The organism is Candidatus Poriferisodalis sp., assembly GCF_965221945.1.
Classification (GTDB): Bacteria; Actinomycetota; Acidimicrobiia; order Acidimicrobiales; family Poriferisodalaceae; genus Poriferisodalis.
This window is the reverse complement of sequence record NZ_OZ244925.1, coordinates 3277755-3298031: the sequence shown is the minus strand read 5'-3', so window position 1 is coordinate 3298031 and position 20277 is coordinate 3277755. Positions and strand designations below refer to the sequence as shown.

Annotated in this window: 16 protein-coding genes and 2 tRNA genes; 11 read left to right on the top strand and 7 right to left on the bottom strand. The window is 67.4% G+C overall.

What is annotated here, in order from left to right:
• The first annotated feature begins 26 nt into the window (after window positions 1-26).
• Entirely contained in the window at window positions 27-827 is an 801-nt protein-coding gene (locus ACOQPH_RS15545) for an SDR family NAD(P)-dependent oxidoreductase (protein ID WP_420622241.1), read from the top strand.
• A gap of 31 nt (window positions 828-858) precedes the next feature.
• On the opposite strand, the gene ACOQPH_RS15540 is transcribed toward ACOQPH_RS15545, so the two are convergent.
• Complete coding sequence (locus ACOQPH_RS15540) at window positions 859-1611, bottom strand: enoyl-CoA hydratase/isomerase family protein (protein WP_420622240.1); 753 nt, start codon at window positions 1609-1611, stop codon at window positions 859-861.
• Window positions 1612-1895: 284 nt separating this feature from the next.
• On the opposite strand from ACOQPH_RS15540, the gene ACOQPH_RS15535 reads away from it, so the two are divergent.
• From ACOQPH_RS15535 to ACOQPH_RS15510, 6 genes are all read left to right on the top strand, one after another.
• Complete coding sequence (locus tag ACOQPH_RS15535) at window positions 1896-6776, top strand: PQQ-dependent sugar dehydrogenase (protein ID WP_420622239.1); 4881 nt, start codon at window positions 1896-1898, stop codon at window positions 6774-6776.
• A gap of 364 nt (window positions 6777-7140) precedes the next feature.
• On the top strand, window positions 7141-8127 hold the full coding sequence (locus tag ACOQPH_RS15530) for a homocysteine S-methyltransferase family protein (protein ID WP_420622238.1): 987 nt from the start codon (window positions 7141-7143) through the stop codon (window positions 8125-8127).
• Window positions 8128-8222: 95 nt separating this feature from the next.
• A complete protein-coding gene (locus ACOQPH_RS15525) occupies window positions 8223-9302 on the top strand; it encodes a hypothetical protein (RefSeq protein ID WP_420622237.1) in 1080 nt (359 codons plus the stop codon).
• Complete coding sequence (locus ACOQPH_RS15520; RefSeq protein WP_420622236.1) at window positions 9299-10108, top strand: UGSC family (seleno)protein; 810 nt, start codon at window positions 9299-9301, stop codon at window positions 10106-10108. Before ACOQPH_RS15525 ends, ACOQPH_RS15520 begins: the two co-directional genes overlap by 4 nt.
• A gap of 21 nt (window positions 10109-10129) precedes the next feature.
• Window positions 10130-11128: a WD40/YVTN/BNR-like repeat-containing protein gene (locus ACOQPH_RS15515; RefSeq protein WP_420622235.1), complete on the top strand. Its 999-nt coding sequence runs from the start codon at window positions 10130-10132 to the stop codon at window positions 11126-11128.
• The gene (locus tag ACOQPH_RS15510) at window positions 11074-12426 is read left to right on the top strand and encodes a tetratricopeptide repeat protein (protein ID WP_420622234.1); all 1353 of its coding nucleotides are present in this window, start codon (window positions 11074-11076) and stop codon (window positions 12424-12426) included. Before ACOQPH_RS15515 ends, ACOQPH_RS15510 begins: the two co-directional genes overlap by 55 nt.
• A gap of 270 nt (window positions 12427-12696) precedes the next feature.
• Here ACOQPH_RS15510 and ACOQPH_RS15505 read toward each other — a convergent pair.
• A tRNA-Ala gene (locus tag ACOQPH_RS15505) sits at window positions 12697-12773 on the bottom strand.
• A 96-nt stretch (window positions 12774-12869) separates the two neighbouring features.
• Between ACOQPH_RS15505 and ACOQPH_RS15500 the strand changes: the two genes are divergently transcribed.
• The 3 genes from ACOQPH_RS15500 (at window position 12870) to ACOQPH_RS15490 (ending at window position 16114) form a co-directional block, all read left to right on the top strand.
• On the top strand, window positions 12870-14078 hold the full coding sequence (locus ACOQPH_RS15500) for an MFS transporter (RefSeq protein WP_420622233.1): 1209 nt from the start codon (window positions 12870-12872) through the stop codon (window positions 14076-14078).
• 87 nt (window positions 14079-14165) lie between these two features.
• Window positions 14166-15068: an LLM class flavin-dependent oxidoreductase gene (locus ACOQPH_RS15495; protein ID WP_420622232.1), complete on the top strand. Its 903-nt coding sequence runs from the start codon at window positions 14166-14168 to the stop codon at window positions 15066-15068.
• A gap of 149 nt (window positions 15069-15217) precedes the next feature.
• Window positions 15218-16114 (top strand): TIGR03564 family F420-dependent LLM class oxidoreductase, encoded by an 897-nt coding sequence (locus ACOQPH_RS15490; RefSeq protein ID WP_420622231.1) that lies wholly within the window; start codon window positions 15218-15220, stop codon window positions 16112-16114.
• Here the strand turns inward: ACOQPH_RS15490 and lgt are convergent, their stop codons facing one another.
• Window positions 16115-16999: a prolipoprotein diacylglyceryl transferase gene (lgt, locus tag ACOQPH_RS15485; RefSeq protein ID WP_420622230.1), complete on the bottom strand. Its 885-nt coding sequence runs from the start codon at window positions 16997-16999 to the stop codon at window positions 16115-16117.
• Here lgt and ACOQPH_RS15480 point away from each other — a divergent pair.
• Entirely contained in the window at window positions 16998-17735 is a 738-nt protein-coding gene (locus tag ACOQPH_RS15480) for a maleylpyruvate isomerase family mycothiol-dependent enzyme (protein ID WP_420622229.1), read from the top strand. The two genes, lgt and ACOQPH_RS15480, sit on opposite strands and share 2 nt — an antisense overlap.
• A 57-nt stretch (window positions 17736-17792) precedes the next feature.
• On the opposite strand, the gene ACOQPH_RS15475 is transcribed toward ACOQPH_RS15480, so the two are convergent.
• The 4 genes from ACOQPH_RS15475 to ACOQPH_RS15460 all read right to left on the bottom strand — a co-directional run bounded on the left by ACOQPH_RS15475 (window position 17793) and on the right by ACOQPH_RS15460 (window position 20270).
• Window positions 17793-18779 (bottom strand): saccharopine dehydrogenase NADP-binding domain-containing protein, encoded by a 987-nt coding sequence (locus ACOQPH_RS15475; protein WP_420622228.1) that lies wholly within the window; start codon window positions 18777-18779, stop codon window positions 17793-17795.
• Between the two features lie 173 nt (window positions 18780-18952).
• Window positions 18953-19026 (bottom strand) — tRNA-Ile (locus ACOQPH_RS15470).
• A 63-nt stretch (window positions 19027-19089) separates the two neighbouring features.
• Window positions 19090-19785, bottom strand: a complete 696-nt coding sequence (locus ACOQPH_RS15465) for a DUF3566 domain-containing protein (RefSeq protein WP_420622227.1) — start codon at window positions 19783-19785, stop codon at window positions 19090-19092.
• A 17-nt stretch (window positions 19786-19802) separates the two neighbouring features.
• Window positions 19803-20270 (bottom strand): pilus assembly protein TadG-related protein, encoded by a 468-nt coding sequence (locus ACOQPH_RS15460; protein ID WP_420622226.1) that lies wholly within the window; start codon window positions 20268-20270, stop codon window positions 19803-19805.
• Window positions 20271-20277: the final 7 nt, after the last annotated feature.

Here is a 20277-nt window from a genome sequence, read left to right as displayed (position 1 = left end):
CGCAGCGTTTGGCGACAGGAGATGACGTGACTGACGATGGCAACGTGGACCGGGTGGCTCTGGTGACCGGCGGCGGCCGGGGCATCGGGCGGGAGATCTGCCTGGGATTGGCCCGCGCCGGGCGGCGGGTTGCCGTAACTGACCTGCGGGTGCCCGAGGCCACCGACACAGCCGCGGTGATCAACGCTGAGAGCGGCAGCGGCCGTCATGGGGGCGGTGAATCGAACAGAGCAATTGCCGTGGCGATGGACGTCGCTGATTCTGATTCGGTGGCTCAGGGTCTGCTGGCGGTAGCCGACGGGCTCGGCCCGGTCGAGGTCCTCGTGAACTGCGCCGGCTGGGACGAGCTGAAGCCGTTCGGTACAACCGACGAGGATTTCTGGGACCGCATCATCGAGATCAACTACAAGGGCCCGCTGCGGACCACGCATGGATGCCTGCCCGCCATGATCGAGGCGGGCTTCGGCCGGATCGTGAACATCGGCTCCGACGCGGGGCGGGTGGGCTCGTCGGGCGAGGCCGTCTATGCCGGTGCCAAGGGCGGAGTCATCGCCTTCACGAAGACCATTGCCCGCGAGGTGGCGCGGCGTGGCATCACCGCGAACGTGGTCTGCCCCGGGCCGACTGACACGCCGCTGCTGGCAGAGATCGCCTCGGCCACCGACACGAGCGACAAGATCATCGGGGCAATGGCCCGGGCCGTGCCCATGAAGCGCATCGGCCAGCCGCACGAGGTGGCATCGGCTGTCGTCTACCTGTGCAGCGAAGAGGCCGGGTTCATCACCGGCCAGACGCTGTCGGTCAGCGGCGGCCTGACCATGGCCTAGGCCGACGGCAGAGACGGCCCCCCAACGAGGGCTAGGCGCCGTAGTTGGGGTCGCGGCGTTCGGCGAAGGCGCGGAGGCCCTCCTTCGCATCGGGGGAGGCGAAGGCTGCACGGGTGTACTCCTGGTAAAGGCGCAGGCCGTCGGGGAGGGACATCTCGCCGCCGCGCAGTGCCAGTTCCTTCGTCATCCGGATAGCGGCGGGGCCGTTCGCTGCGATCTGGTCGGCGATGCCGCGGGCGGTCGACTGCAGGTCTTCCGGCGCGGTCATCTCGCTGACCAGGCCGACCCGCAGCGCTTCGGCGGCGTCAATGAACGCGCCGGTCAGCAGCAGCCGCATCGCGTCTGACGAACCGATCAGGCCGGGCAGCCTCAGCGCCCCGTAGCCGTGCAGGATCGCCCAACGCACCTCCGGGCAGCCGAACTGCGCGGTGTTGTCGCAGACCCGGATGTCGCAGAACAGTGCCAGCTCAAGCCCGCCAGCCAGGCAGTAGCCCTGGACCGCGGCGATCGTGGGCTTGGCGGTTTCCAGCCCGACGTCGAAGCGGTCCGGGCGCCACGGCATCCACGCAGTCCGGTCGGCGAACTCGCCGAGGTCGTGGCCCGACGTGAATGCCCGGCCGGTCCCGGTGACGATCGTGCACCGCACCGCCGGGTCGGCGTCGGATTCGAGCAGCGCTGCGCCGATGCCGTGGTACATCTCGTCGGTCATCGCGTTGAGCTTGTCCGGTCGATTCAACGTGATCGTGGCCACGTGCCCGTCGACGTCATAGCTCACTTCGTCCATTGCGTTCCCCCTGTGCCGCCCGACTGTGCTGGTCGGTCTTGGGCCCATGTCGACCTTAGGTCAGCAGTTCCGAGGGGTTCATGGTCGCAATGGGCGACTGGGCGGCTGGGGCGGGTGCGGTCGTTGTGGCGTTCGAGGCTGACTCGCCTTTGAGGGTCTGGTTGGCGGGCTCGACAACACAGCACAGCGTCGTGACGAGTCAAGCAGGAACGTCACGGGCCCGTTTCAATGGGAAGTATGTATTTATCTCATACTTAGTCAAATTCGGGTCATACTGTGTCTGCATGAGCAGGTGGCGGCCGTCGGCGGGCAATGCCCGTTCCGTTGTGGCATCGAGGGAACTGCCTGTCAGGCGGCGGCCCGCAATGGATCTGCTGCCCACCCTGTCTCACCGCAGGAAATGGCCGTGCACACCGATACTCGGCGCAGCAGCACTGCTCGCGGTGACGTGGGGTCCGGTGGCCTCGTCGGTATCGGCCTCGAGACCGACAGGCGTCGCGGCAACGCCTCTGCCGACCGACGTCGATCTGAGCGCGAGCGCTGACGCCGAGATGCTGCGCACAGGCCGTGGTCCCGCAGCGGCCGAGCAGCTCCCCAACAACGGCACGCCGTCTGTTTTCACGCGTTCAGAGAGCGAGACAGTTCCCGAGCTCAAGGTTCGCACCGTGGTCTCGGGACTGACGATCCCATGGGACATAGCGTTCGCCCCTGACGGGACCATGCTGTACACGCAGCGATCCGGGGTGCTTACTGCCAAGCTGGCCGATGGAACCACCACCACGATCACGGCGGACATGAGCGACCTGTTCGCCCGCGGCGAAACCGGGCTGATGGCGATCGCCGTCGATCCCGCCTTCGAGAGCAATCGCCGCATCTACACCTGCCAGGGCCATACGGGTCCCGAAATACAGGTGATCGCATGGACCTTGAGCGATGACTACACCATGGCCACCCGCGCCAACGATCCGCTCGTGGGCGGCATACCGGCGGACCCAACATATGGCCGCCATGGCGGCTGCCGGTTGCGGTTCGGCCCCGCGAACAACCTGTGGATAGCCACCGGCGATGCCACCGTCGGCACTCACCCCCAAGACCAGTCCACGCTGGGCGGCAAAGTGCTGCGCGTCAGCGCCGCCACAGGCAGCGCCGCAACGGGGAACCCGACCGCCGGTTCGCTCGTCTACTCCTTCGGCCACCGCAACGTGCAAGGACTCGCGCTGCGTCCTGGCACCAGTGAGATGTGGTCAGTCGAGCACGGTCCCACGTTCGACGACGAGATCAACCTGCTCGTCGCAGGAGGCAACTGCGGCTGGGATCCAATTCCGGACTACAACGAGCGGGTCTCGATGACCGACCTCGCCAAGTTCCCGAGCGCCGTCGAGGCCAAATGGTCGTCGGGGAACAGCACACTCGCCACCAGCGGCGGAGTCTTCCTCGCCGGTGACATCTGGGGAGCGTGGGAGGGTCGGCTGGCTGTCGCCACGCTCAAGGACCGCAGACTCAGGCTGTTCGAGTTCGGCGATGACGGCGCATTCGTGAGCCAGACGTCTCCGAGCGCTCTGCGCAACACATACGGCCGTCTGCGGACGCCGGTGCTGGGACCAGGCGGGGCGTTGTACATCACCACGTCGAACGGCAGCGGCAACGACAAGATCCTGCGGGTCACACCGAAGCAGGCACCCAGCTTCGACGAGGCCTCATACGCCGTCAGCGTTGCTGAGGACACCGCAATCGGAAGCGTCGTTGCCAGTGTCAGCGCACAAGATTTGAACGACGACCCGTTCACGTACTCGCTGAGCGGCACCGGCGCTGCGCTGTTCCGCATCTCCGACAGTGCAACAGGCGACATCGAACTCGCTGCCGCGCTCGACTATGAGACGGACACGTCGCATGAGATCATCGTCATCGCATCCGATGTGGACCAGATGGCTGCCACGGTGACCGCGACAGTGACGGTCTCCGACATGAATGAGCCTTCGGAGATCACGGGCGACGCGTCGATCAACTTTGTCGAGAACGGCACCGGAAGCGTCGCGGACTACAGCGCGAACGATCCGGAGCAGCAGGAACAGGTGACGTGGTCGCTGTCGGGCGACGATTCGGGGTTCTTCGAGATCGACTCGAACGGGGTGCTGCGGTTCGAGCGATCCCTTGACCCGCCCGATCGTGAGGCCAGGCGCGGATACGTGTACGACGTGCGGGTGGAGGCCTCCGACGGCAAGGATGCAGACGAAGACACCGACCCGTCAATCGACGACGGGCTCGATGTCACGGTGACCGTCACCGACGAAGACGAAGCGCCGACGATCACAGCGGGGCCGACCACTGCGAGCGTCGTCGAGGGCCACACGGGCGAAGTGGCCCGGTTCGAGGCGGAAGATCCCGAAAGCGAGGGTATTGCCTGGGAGCTGCTCGGCGTCGACCGGGCGGACCTCACGATCGGGCGCATGGACGGCATCGTCTCGTTTGCCGGCACGCCGGACTTTGAGCATCCCGACGATTCGGGTGCCGACAACTCCCACGTGGTCACCGTGCAAGCTTCCGACGGGCGGCTGACGGCTTCCCAGTCGCTGAGCGTGACGGTCACCAACGAGGACGAACCCGGCATGTTCAAGCAGGAGTTGCCCCAACCCCAGGTCGGCACAGTGCTGGAGGTGACGCTGAGCGATCCTGATGGGGGAGTGCGCGACACGACGTGGAATTGGAAGCGTTCGCAGGTGGATTCGAGGTCGGGATGGACAACGATCAGCGCCGCGACATCGGGGTCCTACACACCGGTCGATGGTGACGTGAACCGCTATCTGCGAGTGACGGCGTCGTACCGGGACCGCGAGGGCCCCACCGACCCGCAAGACCCCAAGAAGACGATCGGCGCCGAGTCCGACCATGCAGTTCGCGCAGCGCCCGCAAGCAACCGGGCACCCGAGTTCCCGACTTCTGAGACGGGATTGCGCAGTGTCGAGGAAGACTTCGTCATCGGCACCGACATCGGCGCAGCCGTTGCTGCTGATGACCCCGACGGTGACGACCTGACTTACTCGCTCGCGGGCGCCGACGCGGCATCCTTCGACATCGACGCCGATACCGGTCAGTTGCTGACCAAAGCGGCATTGGATTACGAGAACAAGGCCGCATACCAGATCAGCGTGACAGTCCGTGATCCCTCGCGTCTGTCTGCATCGCAGCCGGTGACGATCCAGGTGGAAGATGTGAATGAAGCGCCGACCGTCTTCGGGCCCGCTGTGCCGGGCTACGCCGAGAGTCGCACTGATGCGGTTGCGCAGTACACGGCGGCGGATCCTGAAGACGACAACGTCAAGTGGAGCCTGGGAGGCGTCGACGCCGGCCGCTTCCAGATCGACGAGGACACGGGAGAGCTGAGCTTCGGGCACCTCTTCCAGCCAGACCATGACACCCCGGCAGACCAGGACAGCGACAACGTCTACGGGATCGTCGTCAAGGCTGACGACGGGAAGTTGACCGCTCGCTACCCGGTGACGGTGCGAGTGACTCCGGTGAACGAGCCGCCGACGGTGACGCGGACCGGAGGCGGTGAGGCTGAGATCGCTTGGGTCGAGAACGACTCCGGCACCGTCGGGCGCTTCGAGGCGGACGATCCCGAGGGACAGTCGGTGACGTGGTCGCTCATGGGCACCGACAGCGGCGACCTGAGGATCGACGACGACGGCAGCCTGAGCTTCGTCGAGGCACCCGACTTCGAGCACCCCGCTGACGCAGATCTGCGAAACGACTACCAGGTCATCGTGTGTGCTTTTGACGGCGAACAGTGCGGCACCTTTGCGGTCATCGTGACCGTCGCAGATGAGAATGAGGAGGGGTCGCTAGAGCTGTCTCACACGCTGCCTGGAGTGAATTCGAGGCTGGACGCGTTCTTGTCGGAACCCGACGCAGGTGTAGCCGACGACGCGTGGTCCTGGGAGCGCTCCAAAGATGGGACCGACTGGACGCTGATCGACAGCGCGACGTCGTCGAGCTACCGGCCGAGCGCCGACGATCTGGGCTACCGGCTCCGGCCCACGGTCACGTACTCCGACAAGTTCGGACCAGGCCAGTCAGCATCGGTAGAGACTGTCAGCGCTGTTCAGGCGTCAGCGGTCGTCGGCCTCCCGGCCCTGAGGCCCACGACCGGCGCTGGTGGTGGCGACGCTGGTGGTGGCGGCGCTGGTGGTGGCGGCGCTGCTGAGAGCACAGCGGTGCTGATTGTGGTGAATGGGTGGAGCCCCGCTGACATCGGCGTGGCCGCGGCACTGTCGGCGCGCACGCCAGAATCTGCGGTGATCTATACCGCCCCGGAGCGGTTGTCGAGCCATGCGCGTGAACTGCTGGCCGATTACTTGCCCGCCGAGCTGATCGCTGTGGGCGGGGAGGAGGCGATCAGCAATGCGGTGTTGACGTCAGCGCGGCGTGCGTCGGAGGTCGATGCAGTGCAGCGCTTCACCGGAGCGACCCGCACCGATACCGCAGCAGCGGTAGCGCAGCACATATTGGGCCAGGCTGATCCGAGCGGGGCGACCGTCATCGTGGCGAATGGGTGGAGTCCCGCTGACATCGGCGTGGCCGCGGCACTGTCAGCGCGCACGCCACGCTCTGCTGTGGTGTACGCGCAGCCAGAGGCACTGCCCCAGGCAACGAAACACCTGCTGGAGCAGTTCAGGCCCGGCCGGGTGGTGATCGTCGGCGGCACGGCCGCGGTGCATCCCGCAGTGGAATCGGCGATCCGTGCGGCAGTGCCCGGCATGATCGTGGAGCGCGTCAGTGGGCCGACACGTGCCGGAACAGCGGCAGGGGTGGCTCGACGCTTCCTGGGGCCGCCCGAAGCGGCAGCGACCAGCGAACTAGCCGTCATTGTGGCGAACGGGTGGAGCCCGCCCGACATCGGCGTGGCCGCAGCGCTGTCGGCGCGTATCGAAGGCTCCGTTGTGCTGTACACCCAAGCGCGGCACCTGCCGCCCGAGGCTGAGGCGGTGCTGCGCGCTTACCGTCCTGCGAGGCTGGTCTTCGTCGGCGGTCCCGCAGCGATCACCAACGAAACCAAAGAACAAGCCCGCGCCGTGGTGCCCGGCGCCAGCGCACCCCGCTACAGCGGCTCCACACGCACCCACACCGCAGCGGCCGTCGCTCGCCGCATCCTCGGCAACCTCTAGCGCATGTCCATGCGGGCGGACCGCGGCGATCGTGGGCGTGGCGGTCTCGAGCCCGACGTCGAAGCGGTCAGGGCGCCACGGCATCCATGCAGTCCGGTCGGCGAACTCACCGAGATCGTGGCCCGACGTGAACGCCCGGCCGGTCCCGGTGACGATCATGCACCGCACCGCACCGCCGGATCGGTGTCGGCTTCGAGCTGTGCGGCGCCGCCAGGGCTTGGGCAGCACCAGAAAACCGGTTCAGCGACGGCCGGATCCCGTCGTACGATCCGAGTGGCACTGCACGTCGAACCGGGCGCGCGGTCGCCACCACTCGGAGGGCATGCATGATGTCGGTGTGGGGCCAACAACGGCAGGCACTTCGGTGAGCATCGCCGCTCTCATAGCGGACAAGGGGTACGTCGTCGCCGACGGGGCAATGGGCACCCGGCTGTTCGCCGTGGGTCTCAGCTCCGGCGATTCGCCTGAGGAATGGAACATCACCCACGAGGCCGAGGTGCGTGCGGTCCAGCGGTCGTACCTGCAGGCCGGGGCCGACCTGGTCGTGACGAACAGCTTCGGGGGCACCCACTTTCGCATGGCGCTGCACGGCCTCGAAGACCGAGTGTGCGAGCTCAACGGAGCCGCCGCCCGCATCGCACGCTTCGAAGCTGACGCAGAATCCGAGCGGGCCGGGCGGCCGGTGCTGGTGGCGGGTTCGATGGGGCCGACGGGTGAGCTGCTCGCACCGCTCGGCAACATGACGGCCGGGGCTTGCGAAACTGCGTTCGCGGTGCAGGCGACGGCCCTGGCGGCCGGCGGGGCCGACCTGCTGTGGATCGAGACGATGAGCGCCCTCGACGAGGTGGAAGCCGCTGTGCGGGGGGCGCGGTCGGCGTGCGATCTGCCGGTCGCCGCAACCATGAGCTTCGACACCGCGGGTTGCACGATGATGGGCGTGACCGGCAATGAGCTAGCCGAGCGGCTGGCGCAGCTGGATCTGGCCGCCATCGGCGCCAACTGCGGCAACAACGTGCCCGACACCGAGGCAGCGGTGGTCGCCATTGCCGGGGCTGACCATGCAACCCCTGTCGTCTCCAAGCCGAATGCGGGTGTTCCGGTCTGGAGCGGGCATGGATTCGTCTACAACGGCACGCCCGAGATGCTGGCTGCCCACGCACACCGGGCCCGGCTTGCAGGCGTGACCGTGATCGGCACCTGCTGTGGCAGCACGGCGGAGCACACCGCCAAGATCGTCGCTGTCCTTGCCGGAAACGAGCCCCCGCCGGAAGTTGCGTCAACGCCTGACCCCGGCACCGTCATCGAGAACCGCCTGGCCCGTCGCCGCAACCGGAGGCGCCGGAGCGCGTAGTCACACCCCGGCGAGGAAGCCGAACGAGGAAGCCGAACGAAGTAGCCGAACGAAGTAGCCGGTCGATTCCCGCACATGCAAGACCCGTACATGCAATGACTGAAGACAGTGATCTTGAGGTTGACGATCTGTGGCAGGCCATCGAGGCCTGCTACGACGCCGGCTGGACTGACGGGCTGCCGGTGGTGCCGCCGACCGAGCGGTTGGTGGACGACATGCTGGCCGGGGGTGTCTGGGGCGGCGACGAGGTGCTGTTGCGCGAGCCGGCGCGAGGCCTGGCGGTGAGCGCCCGCAAGGCCGCCGCCAATGCGGTGATGGCCGGGTGCCTGCCGGAGTATTTCTCGGTGGCGGGCGCTGCGCTCGCCGCGATGGGCGCCCCGGAGTTCGAATTGCATGCTGTGGCGGCCAGTACGGGCGGGGCGGCCATTCTCATTGCCGTCAACGGGCCGATCCGTGACGAGATCGGCATCCACTACAAGGAGAACCTGTTCGGTCCGGGCTTCCGGGCCAACGCCACGATCGGCCGCACCGTGCGGCTGGTGCTGCGGAATTGCCTTGCGGCCATCCCCGGCAAGCTCGACAAGAGCACTCAGGGGTGGGCCGGCAAGTACGCGATGTGCTTCGGGGAGGACGAGGCAACGAGCCCGTGGGAGCCGTACCACGTCTCGCTCGGCTACTCGCCGTCGGCCAGCACGGTCACGGTGATGGCTGCCGAGTCGGGCCACAACGTGCTCAACCATGCGTCGCCCGATCCCGAGGGTTTGCTGGACACGTTCGCCGACACGATGTCGGCGTTCGGCTCGCTCAGCTCGGGACGTTCGCTGGTGGTGTTCGCACCGGAGCACGCCCGCAAGATCGGGGCGGCTGGCTGGAGCCGTGGCCAGGTGCAGGAGTACCTGTTCGCCCACGCCACCCGGAGCTATGCCGAGGTGAAGCGGGGCGGCAAGGTCGAGGGCGCTGGCAACGTGGCCGGGTTCCATCCCACCCAGTGGATGGAGACTGACCCGGTGGTGCAGCCGGGCGACGAGGACATCCCGATCCCTCGTGGCACCTGCCCTGGCGACATTGCGCTCATGGTGGGCGGCGGCGATGCCGGCGGGCACTCGTCGTTCTTTCCCACTTGGAGCCGGGACCGCAGCGTCCCGCTCATCACCCAGGAGATCTTCACGCCATGACCGTCACCCTGGTTGACCCGACGCTGTCTGGCGCTGGCGCCGACGCGGGCCTCGCCCCGCGTCCCGCCTCGCTGGAGGGCGCCGTGGTGGGGCTGGTGAGCAACGGCAAGACGCACGGCCCGGGCATTCTCGAGCGGGTGGCCCAGAACCTGATCGACGGCCACGGCGCACGTGCTGCGGTGCTGATGCGCAAGCCCACCGCCAACCTGCCGGCCGCCCCGGAGGAAGTCGAGGCGCTGGTCGCCGACGTCACGGCGATCATCGCCGCCATCGGCGACTGAGGCAGCTGCTCGTCGAGCAGTGTGCTCGACGCCGTGCACTTCGAGGAGCGTGGTGTGCCCGCCGTGGCCATCCTGACCGAGCCGTTCGCCAGCACCGGCCAGGCGATCGCCGAACTCGCAGGCTTCGCCGACTACCCGTTCGCCACGGTGCCGCACCCCATCGGCAGCCTCACGGTTTCAGGGGCAATGATGCTCGCTGACGCAGTGACGCCGATAGTGCTTGACCTGCTCACCGGCACAGCCGACGGCACCTCGAACGAAACCGGCGACACAGCGACAGATCTGCACGACGTCGTCGAGGGGCTCGCGCAAGGTTTGCGAACCGACGGTGCCGATCTCACCGCCTCAGTGACCGGGCGCGACATCCATCTGCAGCTGCACATTCCCGATGCCGCCTGCGCCGAGTGCGTCATGCCTGCATCAGTGCTGGCACCCATGTTCCGCAACCGCATTGAAGCCGAGCTCGGCCCTAACTGGACCATCACCCTGGACGATCCCCGCGAACCTCAGACGGCGCCCGCGTAGGACGCGATCTAGGGTGGCGACATGAACGGTCAGCTGCTCGCGGGTACCACCAAAGGCGTCTTCATTGTCGATGGCGCGGGGTCGCAACAGACGCTCGAGGCTCGGCACGTCCGCGACCTCACGATGGTCGGCGGCCGCCTCTTCGCAGCGGCAACCCCTGGCCTGTTCGCCAGTGACGACGGGGGTCGCACGTGGTCGGTGCCCCAGCTCACCGACTACGACGTATGGCAGGTCCGGGCCGCTAGCAACAGTCTGCTCTACGCCAGCACCGAGCCAGCCCATCTGTTCCGAAGCGACGACCTAGGGGAGACCTGGACCGAGATCGAGTCGTTCGCCAACCTTCCTGAAGCGGCTGCCTGGTGCGTGCCCGTCGAGCCGCCCATGCCGGGGCGGGCCCGGGCTCTCGCCATCGACGAGGACGATCCGGACCGCATCTGGGTCGGCGTCGAGGTCGGAGGGGTGGCACGCACCACCGACGGAGGCCAGACCTGGACGGTCGACCTGCCCGGCGGCAACCCTGACCTCCACATGATGTTCCCCCACCCCGCCGAGGCGGGCGTGCTGTTCATCACCACCGGCTACGGACGCTTTGACGGCATCGCCGAAGAGATCGAGGGCAACGCCGGCGTCTTCCGGTCGGACGACTACGGTCGGACCTGGGAGTACGCTTGGAAGGGCATCACCCCCCGCTACTCACGGCCGATGTGCATCGACCGTCGCAGCCCCTACAGCGTCACCGTCGCCAGCGCTCCCACCGCGTTCTCGCACTACCGCGATGACGGCGGGGCCGGCGCAGCCCTGTACCGCTCTGATGACCAGAGTCGGTCGTGGCGATCCCTGTGCGACCCGGCCCATTCGCCGTCGCACGCCAACTTCCATGGCCTGACCGTAGACCCCGATAACACCGGCGGCGTCCTGGTCGGCACCGACACCGGCGAGGTGTGGCGGGTGTCCGACGATGCCCAGTGGACCGCACTCGGGTCGGACCTTCCCCTCGTCTGGTCGCTGACGGCGGTTTGAGGGTGGAGGACCGCTTCGGTCTCGAGCTCAGCACCTCATCGGCAGCAGCACGCGATGCCTACGTCGAAGCCATCGATCGGATGCTCGCTGCTGACGGCTACGTCGAGGATTGCTTGGCCGCAGCCATTGCAGCCGACCCGAGCTTTGCCCTCGCCCACGCCGCGGAGGCCCGCCAGCATCAACTCAACGTGCGAATACCGCAGGCGCGAGCCGCAGTGGAAACCGCTATTGCGCTGAGCGAGGCGGCGACAGCGAGGGAGCAACAACACATCGAGATCATCAATCGCCTCGTCAGCGGCAAGGTCCCCCAAGCGCTCGACCTCATCCGCCAGCACGTCGACGACTACCCCCGCGACGCGTTCGCCTTGTCGCCTGCATGCGGCGTGTTCGGTGCCATCGGCTTCAGCGGTCGCATCGGCAGGGAAGCCGAGCTGCTCGCATTTCTCGAACCGCTCGCCACCCATTACGGCGACGACTGGTGGTTCGCGACCGTGCATGCGTTCGCGCTCATCGAGACCGGCCGCTGGGACCGCGGTCGAGAGCTGGCCGAGCGCTCGCTGCGGCAACGGCCGACCAATCCCCATGGCGCCCACACGCTGATACACGCGCTCTTCGAGGCCGGCGATGATAGCGAAGCGGTCGATTTTCTCGACGGCTGGCTTCCCGCCTCCGACCGGGCGAGCGTGCTGCATTGCCACATCTGGTGGCACTACGCGCTGGCGCTCTTGGCGATCGGGCGCGACGACGCGGCGTTGCAGGCCGTTCGCCACAACTGCCTGCCCGGAGCGACAACCAGCCCGCCGATCACCGTGTTCTCCGATTCCTCGTCGTTTCTGTGGCGCTTCGAGCTGGCGGGCAACCCGCGCGAACGCACCACCTGGGACAGGGTGCGTGAGTTCTATGAGGAGCACTTTGCCCAGCCCATCGTGTTCGTCGACGCACATATCGGTCTCGTCTACGCAGCATTGGGCGACACCGAGCAGTTGCAGGCCAGCATCTCGGTACTGCAGGAGCTCGGCACGACCGGCCGCCTGCCCGCGGAGACCACCGGGGCGACGCTGGCCCGGGCCTACGGCGCCTTCGTCGACGAGCAGTGGTCGACGGTTGTCGAGGTTCTTGAGCCGTTGATCCCGCAAGTCGTCCGCATCGGGGGCAGCCGGGCCCAGCGGGACCTGATGACCAACACGCTGCTCGCCGCATACGTCAGGAGCGGGCGTATCGACAAGGCACGAGCGTTCTGTGAGCGCGTGGTCGACCGCCGCCCCACACGCCCGGTCGCTGGTTTCGAGCTGTGCTGACCTGCGAGAAGTTCTGCAGCAGAGATTCGGCGAGGGTGCTTTGGACGAAGGGGTGCCAACTATTGGCCATCGCGACGACGTCGGCTCAAACTGACAGCGAGAACGATGCCCACGGCGATTCCTATTGCTATGCCGGCGCCGATGTTGCCCATTAGCGCGCCTAGGCCTACGCCTGCTCCAACTCCTATTGCGATGCCTAGACCGAGCTTCCTGTTCGCGCCCATGCTGTGCTCCGGCCGTCGGGTAATGCAACGTTACGCCCTGTTGATCTGGTGGAGCTGACGGGACTCGAACCCGTGACCCCCTGCTTGCAAAGCAGGTGCTCTTGCCATCTGAGCTACAGCCCCGAAGGATCGAAGGCATCTGAGGGTACCGGGCCTTCATTCGGGTGAATACCGTCGAACCCGACGCGCTGTGCCGCCGCGGGGCAGGCTTGAGGGTTGGTGCCCGACACATCAGATCTGACGCCCTCTGGGGACTCTGCGGACCCCGCAGCGCCGTGGTCGATCGCGGCAGCGGCGTTCGCTGCGAACTTCGTGACGTTCGGGATTCTCTTCTCGTTCGGGGTGTTCCTGACGCCGATCGCCGACGACTTCGGCACCACCACCGGTCCCGTGGCCGCTCTGTTCTCCACGGCCATCAGCACCTACTACCTCGGCGGTGCCATCGGGGGTCGGATCGGCGACCGCTTCGGCGCTCGACCGTTGGTGGCGGTGGCCGCGCTGGCCATGTCGGGCGGTTTGCTCGGGACGGCCTGGTCGTCGGCGCTATGGCAGACCTACGCGGCCTTCGGCGTGCTTGTCGGGCTCGCCACGGGGTTCTGCTATCCCTCGATGATCGGCCTGATCGGGCGCAGCTTCAGCGAGCGGCAGCGTCCGGCGGCGATGGGGTTCCTGCTCGTCGGCGTCGGTGCGGGGACGTTGGTGATGCCGTGGCTGGGGCACCAGCTGATCTCGGTGATCGGGTGGCGGCAGACGTATGCGGTGCTGGCTGCGGTGGCGCTCGTGGTCATCGGCTGGGCCGCCACACGGGGCGACAGGGTTCGCACGTCGGGCGCCCGGCTGATGCGCATCTCGTTGCTGGCACGGTCGCGCCGCTTCCTGCTGTTCTTCGCGGCCGTTGTTGCGATCGGGCCGGGTTTCTACGCGCCGGTCGCGTTCTACAACGACTACGCGGTCGACGCCGGCGTGGCGCCGGGTCTGGCCGCCGGGCTGATTGGCATTTCCGGGGCCACGAGCGTTGTCGCCCGTCTGGCGTGTGGCGCGCTGGGCGACCGGGTTGATCCCATGTGGCTGTGCCGGGCCGCGTTCGCCTGCCTGACTGCTGCGCTGGCGATCTGGTGGGTTTCCGGTGGCAGTGCAGCGGTGCTGGTCATCAGTGCCGTCACGCACGGTGTGGGGTGGGCGGTGTGGGTGACCGCCACGCCGTCGGTGCTGGCTGAGTGGTACGGCGTGAAGAACCTCGGCGGTGTCATCGGCATCTACTACACGGGCCTGGGGGTCGGCGGGCTGGTCGGCCCAGCGGTGTGTGGATTCGTGATTGACGCCGCCGGTTTCGGGCCCGCCATTGCGCTGGTCACCGTCACCAGCCTGATTGCACTGGGCCTGCTGACGCTGCCGATGCGCGACGGGGCGGTTGCAAGCTCCAGTTGAACTTGAGGCCCGAGCGGCGCGGCCGCACGCTGCGTCGGGCACCGCGCCAAGCGGCTCGACTGAGACCGGTCTGCTAGGAAACCCCGCATGAACATGCCTGCCATTTCCCTGGCCGCAGTGCGCGGCCGTCGTGAGCGCACCCTCGAGATTGCCGCTGAGATCGAGCAGCGCGGCTTCAGTGGGATTTTCTGCCCGTCGATGGGCGACCCCGTAGCGCTGTGCCAGTCGATCGCTCACGTCACGAACGAGATTGTTTTCGGGACGTCGGTACAGCCGATCTACTTCCGCAACCCGGTTGACATTGCCTCGACCGCTGCGTTCATTCACGAGATCTCCGGTGGGCGGTTCCGGCTGGGCATCGGCGTGACGCACGGGCCGGTGCACGATCGTCTGGGCCTCACGCCGGGCAAGCCGCTTGCGGACACGCGGGACTACATCGCCGCGATGGAGGCAGCTTCGCAGCAACACGGCGAGCTGCCGCCGATCGTGCTGGCAACGCTGCGCCAGCGCATGGCCGAGCTGTCAGCAGAGATCAGCTCGGGCGCGGTGTGGGCGAATGCCAGCTGTAACGACTTCGCGAACTCGGTGGCGCACCTGGGCGATGCCGGCGAGCGGGACGACTTTTTTGTGGGGAACATGATCCCGACGGTCATCGATGACGATCGGGCTGCCGGGGCGGCTCGCAATCGCAAGACGCTGGCTGGTTATGTGGCACTGCCGAACTACCGGAACTACTGGAAGCAGGCCGGCTGGGTCGATGAGATGGAAGCCGTGGAGGCCGCTACTGCGGCAGGCGATACGGAGGCGTTGCATCGGGCAATGACCGACGACTGGCTGTCGAACGCGACGCTGTACGGCTCGGCTTCCGAGGTGCGGGACGGGGTCGAGGCGTGGTTCGACGCCGGGTGCAAGACGCCGATCCTGGTGCCGTCGAGCACGAGCGGCGGCCAGCTCAAGGCGCTCGAGGAGATGTTCGACGCGTTTGCCTGAGCCGCGGGGCGCGGTGGCGATGTCTGCCAGTCTCGACTGCCCAGACTTTGCGCAGAAATGCCGCCACACACGGCAAATCTGCACAAAGAGGACGTGACCATCGTTTCTCGAACCGTGACCTATCCGCTCGACCTCTTACGCTGCGGGGCATGCACATTGAGCTGTTCGGATTCGACACGAGCCCTGCGCGTTTCGAGGCCAGCATCCGCGACGCCGCGGAGCAGGGCTTCAGGCGCTACTGGACCCCGCAGATCTTCGGCCACGACGCGCTGACCACCATTGCTGTGGCCGGCCGTGATGTGCCGGACATCCGCATGGGAACGGCCGTGGTGCCCACCTACCCGCGCCACCCGATGATGCTGGCCCAGCAGGCGCTTACCACCCAGGCCGTCGTCGGCGGGCGGCTGGACCTGGGCATCGGCCCGTCGCACAAGCCCGTGGTGGAGGGCATGTGGGGCTACTCGTTCGACCGGCCGATTGCGCACATGCGCGATTACCTGACGATCCTGACCAAGCTGCTCACGGACCGACGCGTCTCCCACGGCGGCGATGCCGTGGTTGGGCGTGGCGAGATCACTCCCCCGGCTGCGGACGCGCCGCCCGTGTTCGTCGCTGCGCTCGGCAGCCAGATGCTGCGCCTGACCGGCCGCATGGCCGACGGCACGTTCACTTGGATGACCGGTCCGGCGACGCTGCGGAATCACACGGCGCCGACCATCAACGAAGCGGCCGCCGAGGCCGGCCGCGCCGCGCCTCAGGTCGTGGCTGGCTTCCCGGTGTGCGTTACCGACGACGTCGACACCGCCCGGGCGCGGGCTGCCAAGGACCTAGTGGTGTACGGCACCCTGCCGAGCTACCGGGCAATGCTCGATCGGGAGGGTCTCGGCGGACCCGAGGACATCGCCATCATCGGCAGCGCCACGGAGGTCTCCGACCGCATCAGCGCCATGGCGGACTGCGGCGTGACCTCATTCTCCGGCTCGGCCTTCGGCACCCTCGACGAGCAAGCCGACACCCGCGACACGCTCATCGGCCTGCTCAGCTAATCACTGACGGACGGCGTCGCTCTCGCTTGTGGCTTCGGGGGCGGGGCGCAGGCCTACGAATACTGCGGCTAGGGCTGCTAGGCCGACGACGATGCTGGTCCACACGTTGATGCGCAGGCCGCCTAGCTCGGTGGCGTTGTCGATACGGAGCAGTTCGATCCAGACACGCCCGGCGGTGTAGCCGAACACGTATGCCGCGAACAGGTAGCCGGTGCGCAGGCGGGGCAGCGCTTTGGGAACCACCCAGACGAGCGTCGCTGCCAGCGCCAGGTTCCACAGGGCTTCGTACGCGAACGTCGGATGAAACGTCTCTTCAAGGCCGTAACCGGCGACACGATGTGCCTGGTCGATCTCAAGTGCCCACGGAAGATCGGTGGGGCGCCCGTACAGCTCCTGGTTGAACCAGTTCCCCAGCCGGCCGATGGCCTGGGCCACCGCGAGCGCCGGTGCCAGTGCGTCGAGCATCGTCGGGGTGCTGTGCCCGCCGCGGCGCAGCATCCACACCGCTAGCAGGACGCCAGCCGAGATCCCGCCCCAGATGCCCAGGCCGCCCTGCCAGATCTTGGGAATGTCGCCGAGGCTGTTCCGATAGCGATCGAAGTCGGTGATGACGTGGTACAGCCGGGCGCCGAGGAGGCCGGCCGGCACAACCCAGACCGCGATCGTCCCGACAAGATCGCTCGCGCCGGCCATGTACGAAGCGTCCTGGCCAGCGATGGCCCGGCGCCAGCGGCGGCTGGTGATCCACACCGCAACCAGCACGGACAAGCCAATGGCAACGCCATAGGCTCGAATGTCGAGCGGTCCGAGCGAGATGTAGCTGCGCGATGGGCTCGGGATCGCCGCGAGTGCATCTGCGATCGGAAAGAGGGGGCCAACAGCCATGACGCAGCAAGGGTACGCACAGTGGCTGGAAGCAGAGGGTCGGCGGCTCAATGAGATCGCCGCCCGGGCCGAGAGCACGCCCGGCGACTGGCAGCGGCCCATCCCGGAGTGCCCCGGTTGGGACCTCGAGGGGCTGATCGGTCACTGCGCCGGCGTGTGGACGTTCGTCGGCTCCAGCATCGCCGCAGCCGGCCCCGTCGACCGCGACAGCATCATTCAGCCCGACTGCACGCTGTCGCAGTGGCATGCCGACGCCCTTGCTCGCCTCATAGCCGAACTCGCCGCCCGGGACCCCAGTGATCCCTACTGGAGCTTCAACCCCCGAGACCAGACCATCGGGTTCTGGCAGCGACGCATGGCCAACGAAGCCGTGATGCACCGCTGGGACGCCGAATCCGCGTTCGACGGCACGCCGAATCCGATCGATTCCGCCGCGGCCGTCGACGGCATCGACGAAGTCTTCGACTTCTTCCTGCCGGTGCGTCAACCGACGGTCTTCGCCGGCAACGGCGAGACCATCCACCTGCACGCCACTGATGCCGACGGTGAATGGGTCATCACTCGGACATCCGAAGGCCTTGAGGTGGAGCATGCGCACCGCAAGTCGGATGTGGCCGCCCGGGGGCCGGCACAGGATTTGATGCTGTTCGTGTGGGGCCGCATCGGTCCCGAGACACTCGAGACGTTCGGCAACTACGAACTGCTCGAAGACTGGCAGCGCGAAGTGCGCATCTGACCGGCTGAGCTCGCTGGGCTGACCCGGCGCAGCTGTTCGGTTGCAATTGCGGCCGAACTACAGGCGGGCGCCCTCGTAGGCAGCGGCGCGCACGCCCCGTTCCGCCAACTCCGCTAACCACGGCAGCGGATCGTCGAGCATCCCGAGCCCCCACGCCCCCGAAGGCAGCTCGTCGGCTAGTGCCCATCCCGTGGCAGTAGCGGCCACGGCGGCAGCCGCCGCGCTCGGATGGTCGATCACGCCGAGCACATCGGTGCAGTGGCGGCCGTCCCGCATGCCTCGCAGCTCGACGCGCACTCCCCCAGGCCCGCCTTCGGGATGGGGTGGACGCAGCATCGGCAGCATCGCAGTCAGGCGATCGCGGCGGGTTCCTGCAACACGCGCCGTCACCCGTTCGATGTCGTTGAATGCCGGCACCAGCAGCAGCGCGTCCGCGAGCGCAGCCCGGTAGCAGTCGTGCGCACCGAGCGGATCAGGAAACCACACCAGCTCCCGGCCCGAGCCGCCCCGCCGGCGGCGCCAACCCCCGTCCCGCCAATCGATCGAGGTCCCGGTCCGGGCACGGTGCAATTGGCGCTGGGAGGCAGGACCTCCCGTGCCCACACGAGCAATGTGAATCTCGGTCACCATGTCGAATTGCGCAGCACCGTGGCGTGCCAGCAAGCAGCTGTACCCGGGCGAGAATCCCGCCCCGACCACGACGGACTTCTTGGCGTTCTTGGCCCGCTTGTCGAGTGCAAGCAGTTGCTCCACATCGCTGACGGCGCCTGACAGCGACACCACGTGGGCGCCGCGCTCGAGGGCCTTCTCGGCCAGCGCAGTGTGGCCACCGCTCGGCAGGCTGAGTATCACTACATCGACTTCGGGCAACGAGCCCGGTTCTACGACCTCGACATCCACGTCGAGCAATTGTGAGGCAAGCCCACGCAGCCGGTCGGTGTGGCGCGAGCCCAGCACCAGGCGATCCACATCCTCTCGTGAGGCCAGCTGCCGGGCGATGCGCTGACCGACCGCTCCCGCGCCAATAACTGCTGCCGAACTCATCGGCAGATCACCTGATCACCGCAGGTCAGGCCCAGATAGCTCACGCCAGCTGCCCTCGCGGCGAGGCACGTCTTGGGAAGAACGCAGGCGCAAGATGAAGGTGACCAACCCGCCGACAACGCTGGCGAGCAGCACCCTCCGAAGAAAACTCACCATGACTGCTTTGGTCTGTGTGGGGCTAGATGGAATCGAACCAACGACCTCACCCTTATCAGGGGTGCGCTCTAACCGACTGAGCTATAGCCCCGCGAAGTTGCTCACACTACAGCCCGCCTGCGGGTACATCCAAGTGTGAATTCTGGTCGAGCGCTCAGCGGGCGGGCGGGCGGCGCTCGTCCTCCAGCACCGTGACACGCACGCCGCCGGTGAGATCGCTGATCAGGTTGAACATGATCGCCATCACCACGTTGAAGGCGACACCGACGGTGGCGACGATGAGACCGATGATCCGGGCGCGCTGGTAAATGACCATGCCGTCGATCGTCCAGCTCTCGTACGAGCCCACTTCGGTGATGAACGATTCGACCTTGTCGACCAGACCTGACCGCTGAGCCGCATTCCACAGCAGCACGCCCGCGGCCAGCACCGCAACATACAGGCAGGCATAGAGCAGCACTGACACCTTGAAGACCGACCAGGGATCGATGTGGCGAAGGATCCGGTGCGTCCGCCGCACTCGGGCCCGGCGCTGGCTGAGCCATTTCCAGCGGACGGGCTCCATTTCCTCTGCAGGGGGCGGGGCATCGTGGCCCGGCGGCGCATGGGTTGGCGCAACCTGACCGGGCTGCACATGGGGCGACGCCGACGGAATCTGGCCCGGCGGCGCGTGCGGAATCTGGGGCGGGGCACCTGGACCGGCCGGCGGCACGTCGGGCACCGGAGCGCGGCGGCGACGGGAGCGACCCGCTGGGGTGATGCCCAGCGCTTCAGCAAACAGCTCGTCGGTGGGAGTTGGTCCGCTCGGCTCCGGCGACGGCGGCGCCCCACCGGATGTCCCCTCGGCCACGCTTCGCAGTGTAGGAGTCAGCCGCCAGACAGCCCGTCAGGGGAGCCGGGCACCAGGCCGGGCAGCGGGCCCAGCGGAAACGACAGCGGTACTTGTGCCGCCGCGGCTGCCGAGGCGCGCTGGCCGTCGAGCTCCACGACGACTTCGACCTGCACAGTGCCGTCACCGACGTAAAGATCAAAGGCGAGCAGCGTCCCGCCGGCATCGCGAACGGCGGCAGCTGCCGCGTCGGCATCGGGCAGCACACCTTGGGGAACCTGGCTGAGATCCGCCCCGGCCAGCGTCGCCAGGGCTGCGGCGTCAGCAGCGGTCTGGGCACGCGAACTCGCCAGCGCAGCATGACCCCAGCGAGCGACGAGGCCCAATCCGACCAGCAGTCCAAGCGCCAGCAGCGCCGCCGGCAACGCGGTCTGACCGCACTGGCTCTGCCGGAAAGGCGGGGCAGGCGGGACCGGCGGGGCTTGAACGAGCACAGCCGACGTCATCGAGCGA

Bases quoted from the DNA above. Each gene is read 5' to 3' on its own strand.
- ACOQPH_RS15475 (WP_420622228.1), bottom strand. From the start codon at position 18,779: ATGAGTTCGGCAGCAGTTATTGGCGCGGGAGCGGTCGGTCAGCGCATC.
- ACOQPH_RS15490 (WP_420622231.1), top strand. From the start codon at position 15,218: ATGCACATTGAGCTGTTCGGATTCGACACGAGCCCTGCGCGTTTCGAG.
- ACOQPH_RS15515 (WP_420622235.1), top strand. From the start codon at position 10,130: ATGAACGGTCAGCTGCTCGCGGGTACCACCAAAGGCGTCTTCATTGTC.
- ACOQPH_RS15525 (WP_420622237.1), top strand. From the start codon at position 8,223: ATGACTGAAGACAGTGATCTTGAGGTTGACGATCTGTGGCAGGCCATC.
- ACOQPH_RS15460 (WP_420622226.1), bottom strand. From the start codon at position 20,270: ATGACGTCGGCTGTGCTCGTTCAAGCCCCGCCGGTCCCGCCTGCCCCG.
- lgt (WP_420622230.1), bottom strand. From the start codon at position 16,999: ATGGCTGTTGGCCCCCTCTTTCCGATCGCAGATGCACTCGCGGCGATC.
- ACOQPH_RS15540 (WP_420622240.1), bottom strand. From the start codon at position 1,611: ATGGACGAAGTGAGCTATGACGTCGACGGGCACGTGGCCACGATCACG.
- ACOQPH_RS15495 (WP_420622232.1), top strand. From the start codon at position 14,166: ATGAACATGCCTGCCATTTCCCTGGCCGCAGTGCGCGGCCGTCGTGAG.
- ACOQPH_RS15480 (WP_420622229.1), top strand. From the start codon at position 16,998: ATGACGCAGCAAGGGTACGCACAGTGGCTGGAAGCAGAGGGTCGGCGG.
- ACOQPH_RS15535 (WP_420622239.1), top strand. From the start codon at position 1,896: ATGAGCAGGTGGCGGCCGTCGGCGGGCAATGCCCGTTCCGTTGTGGCA.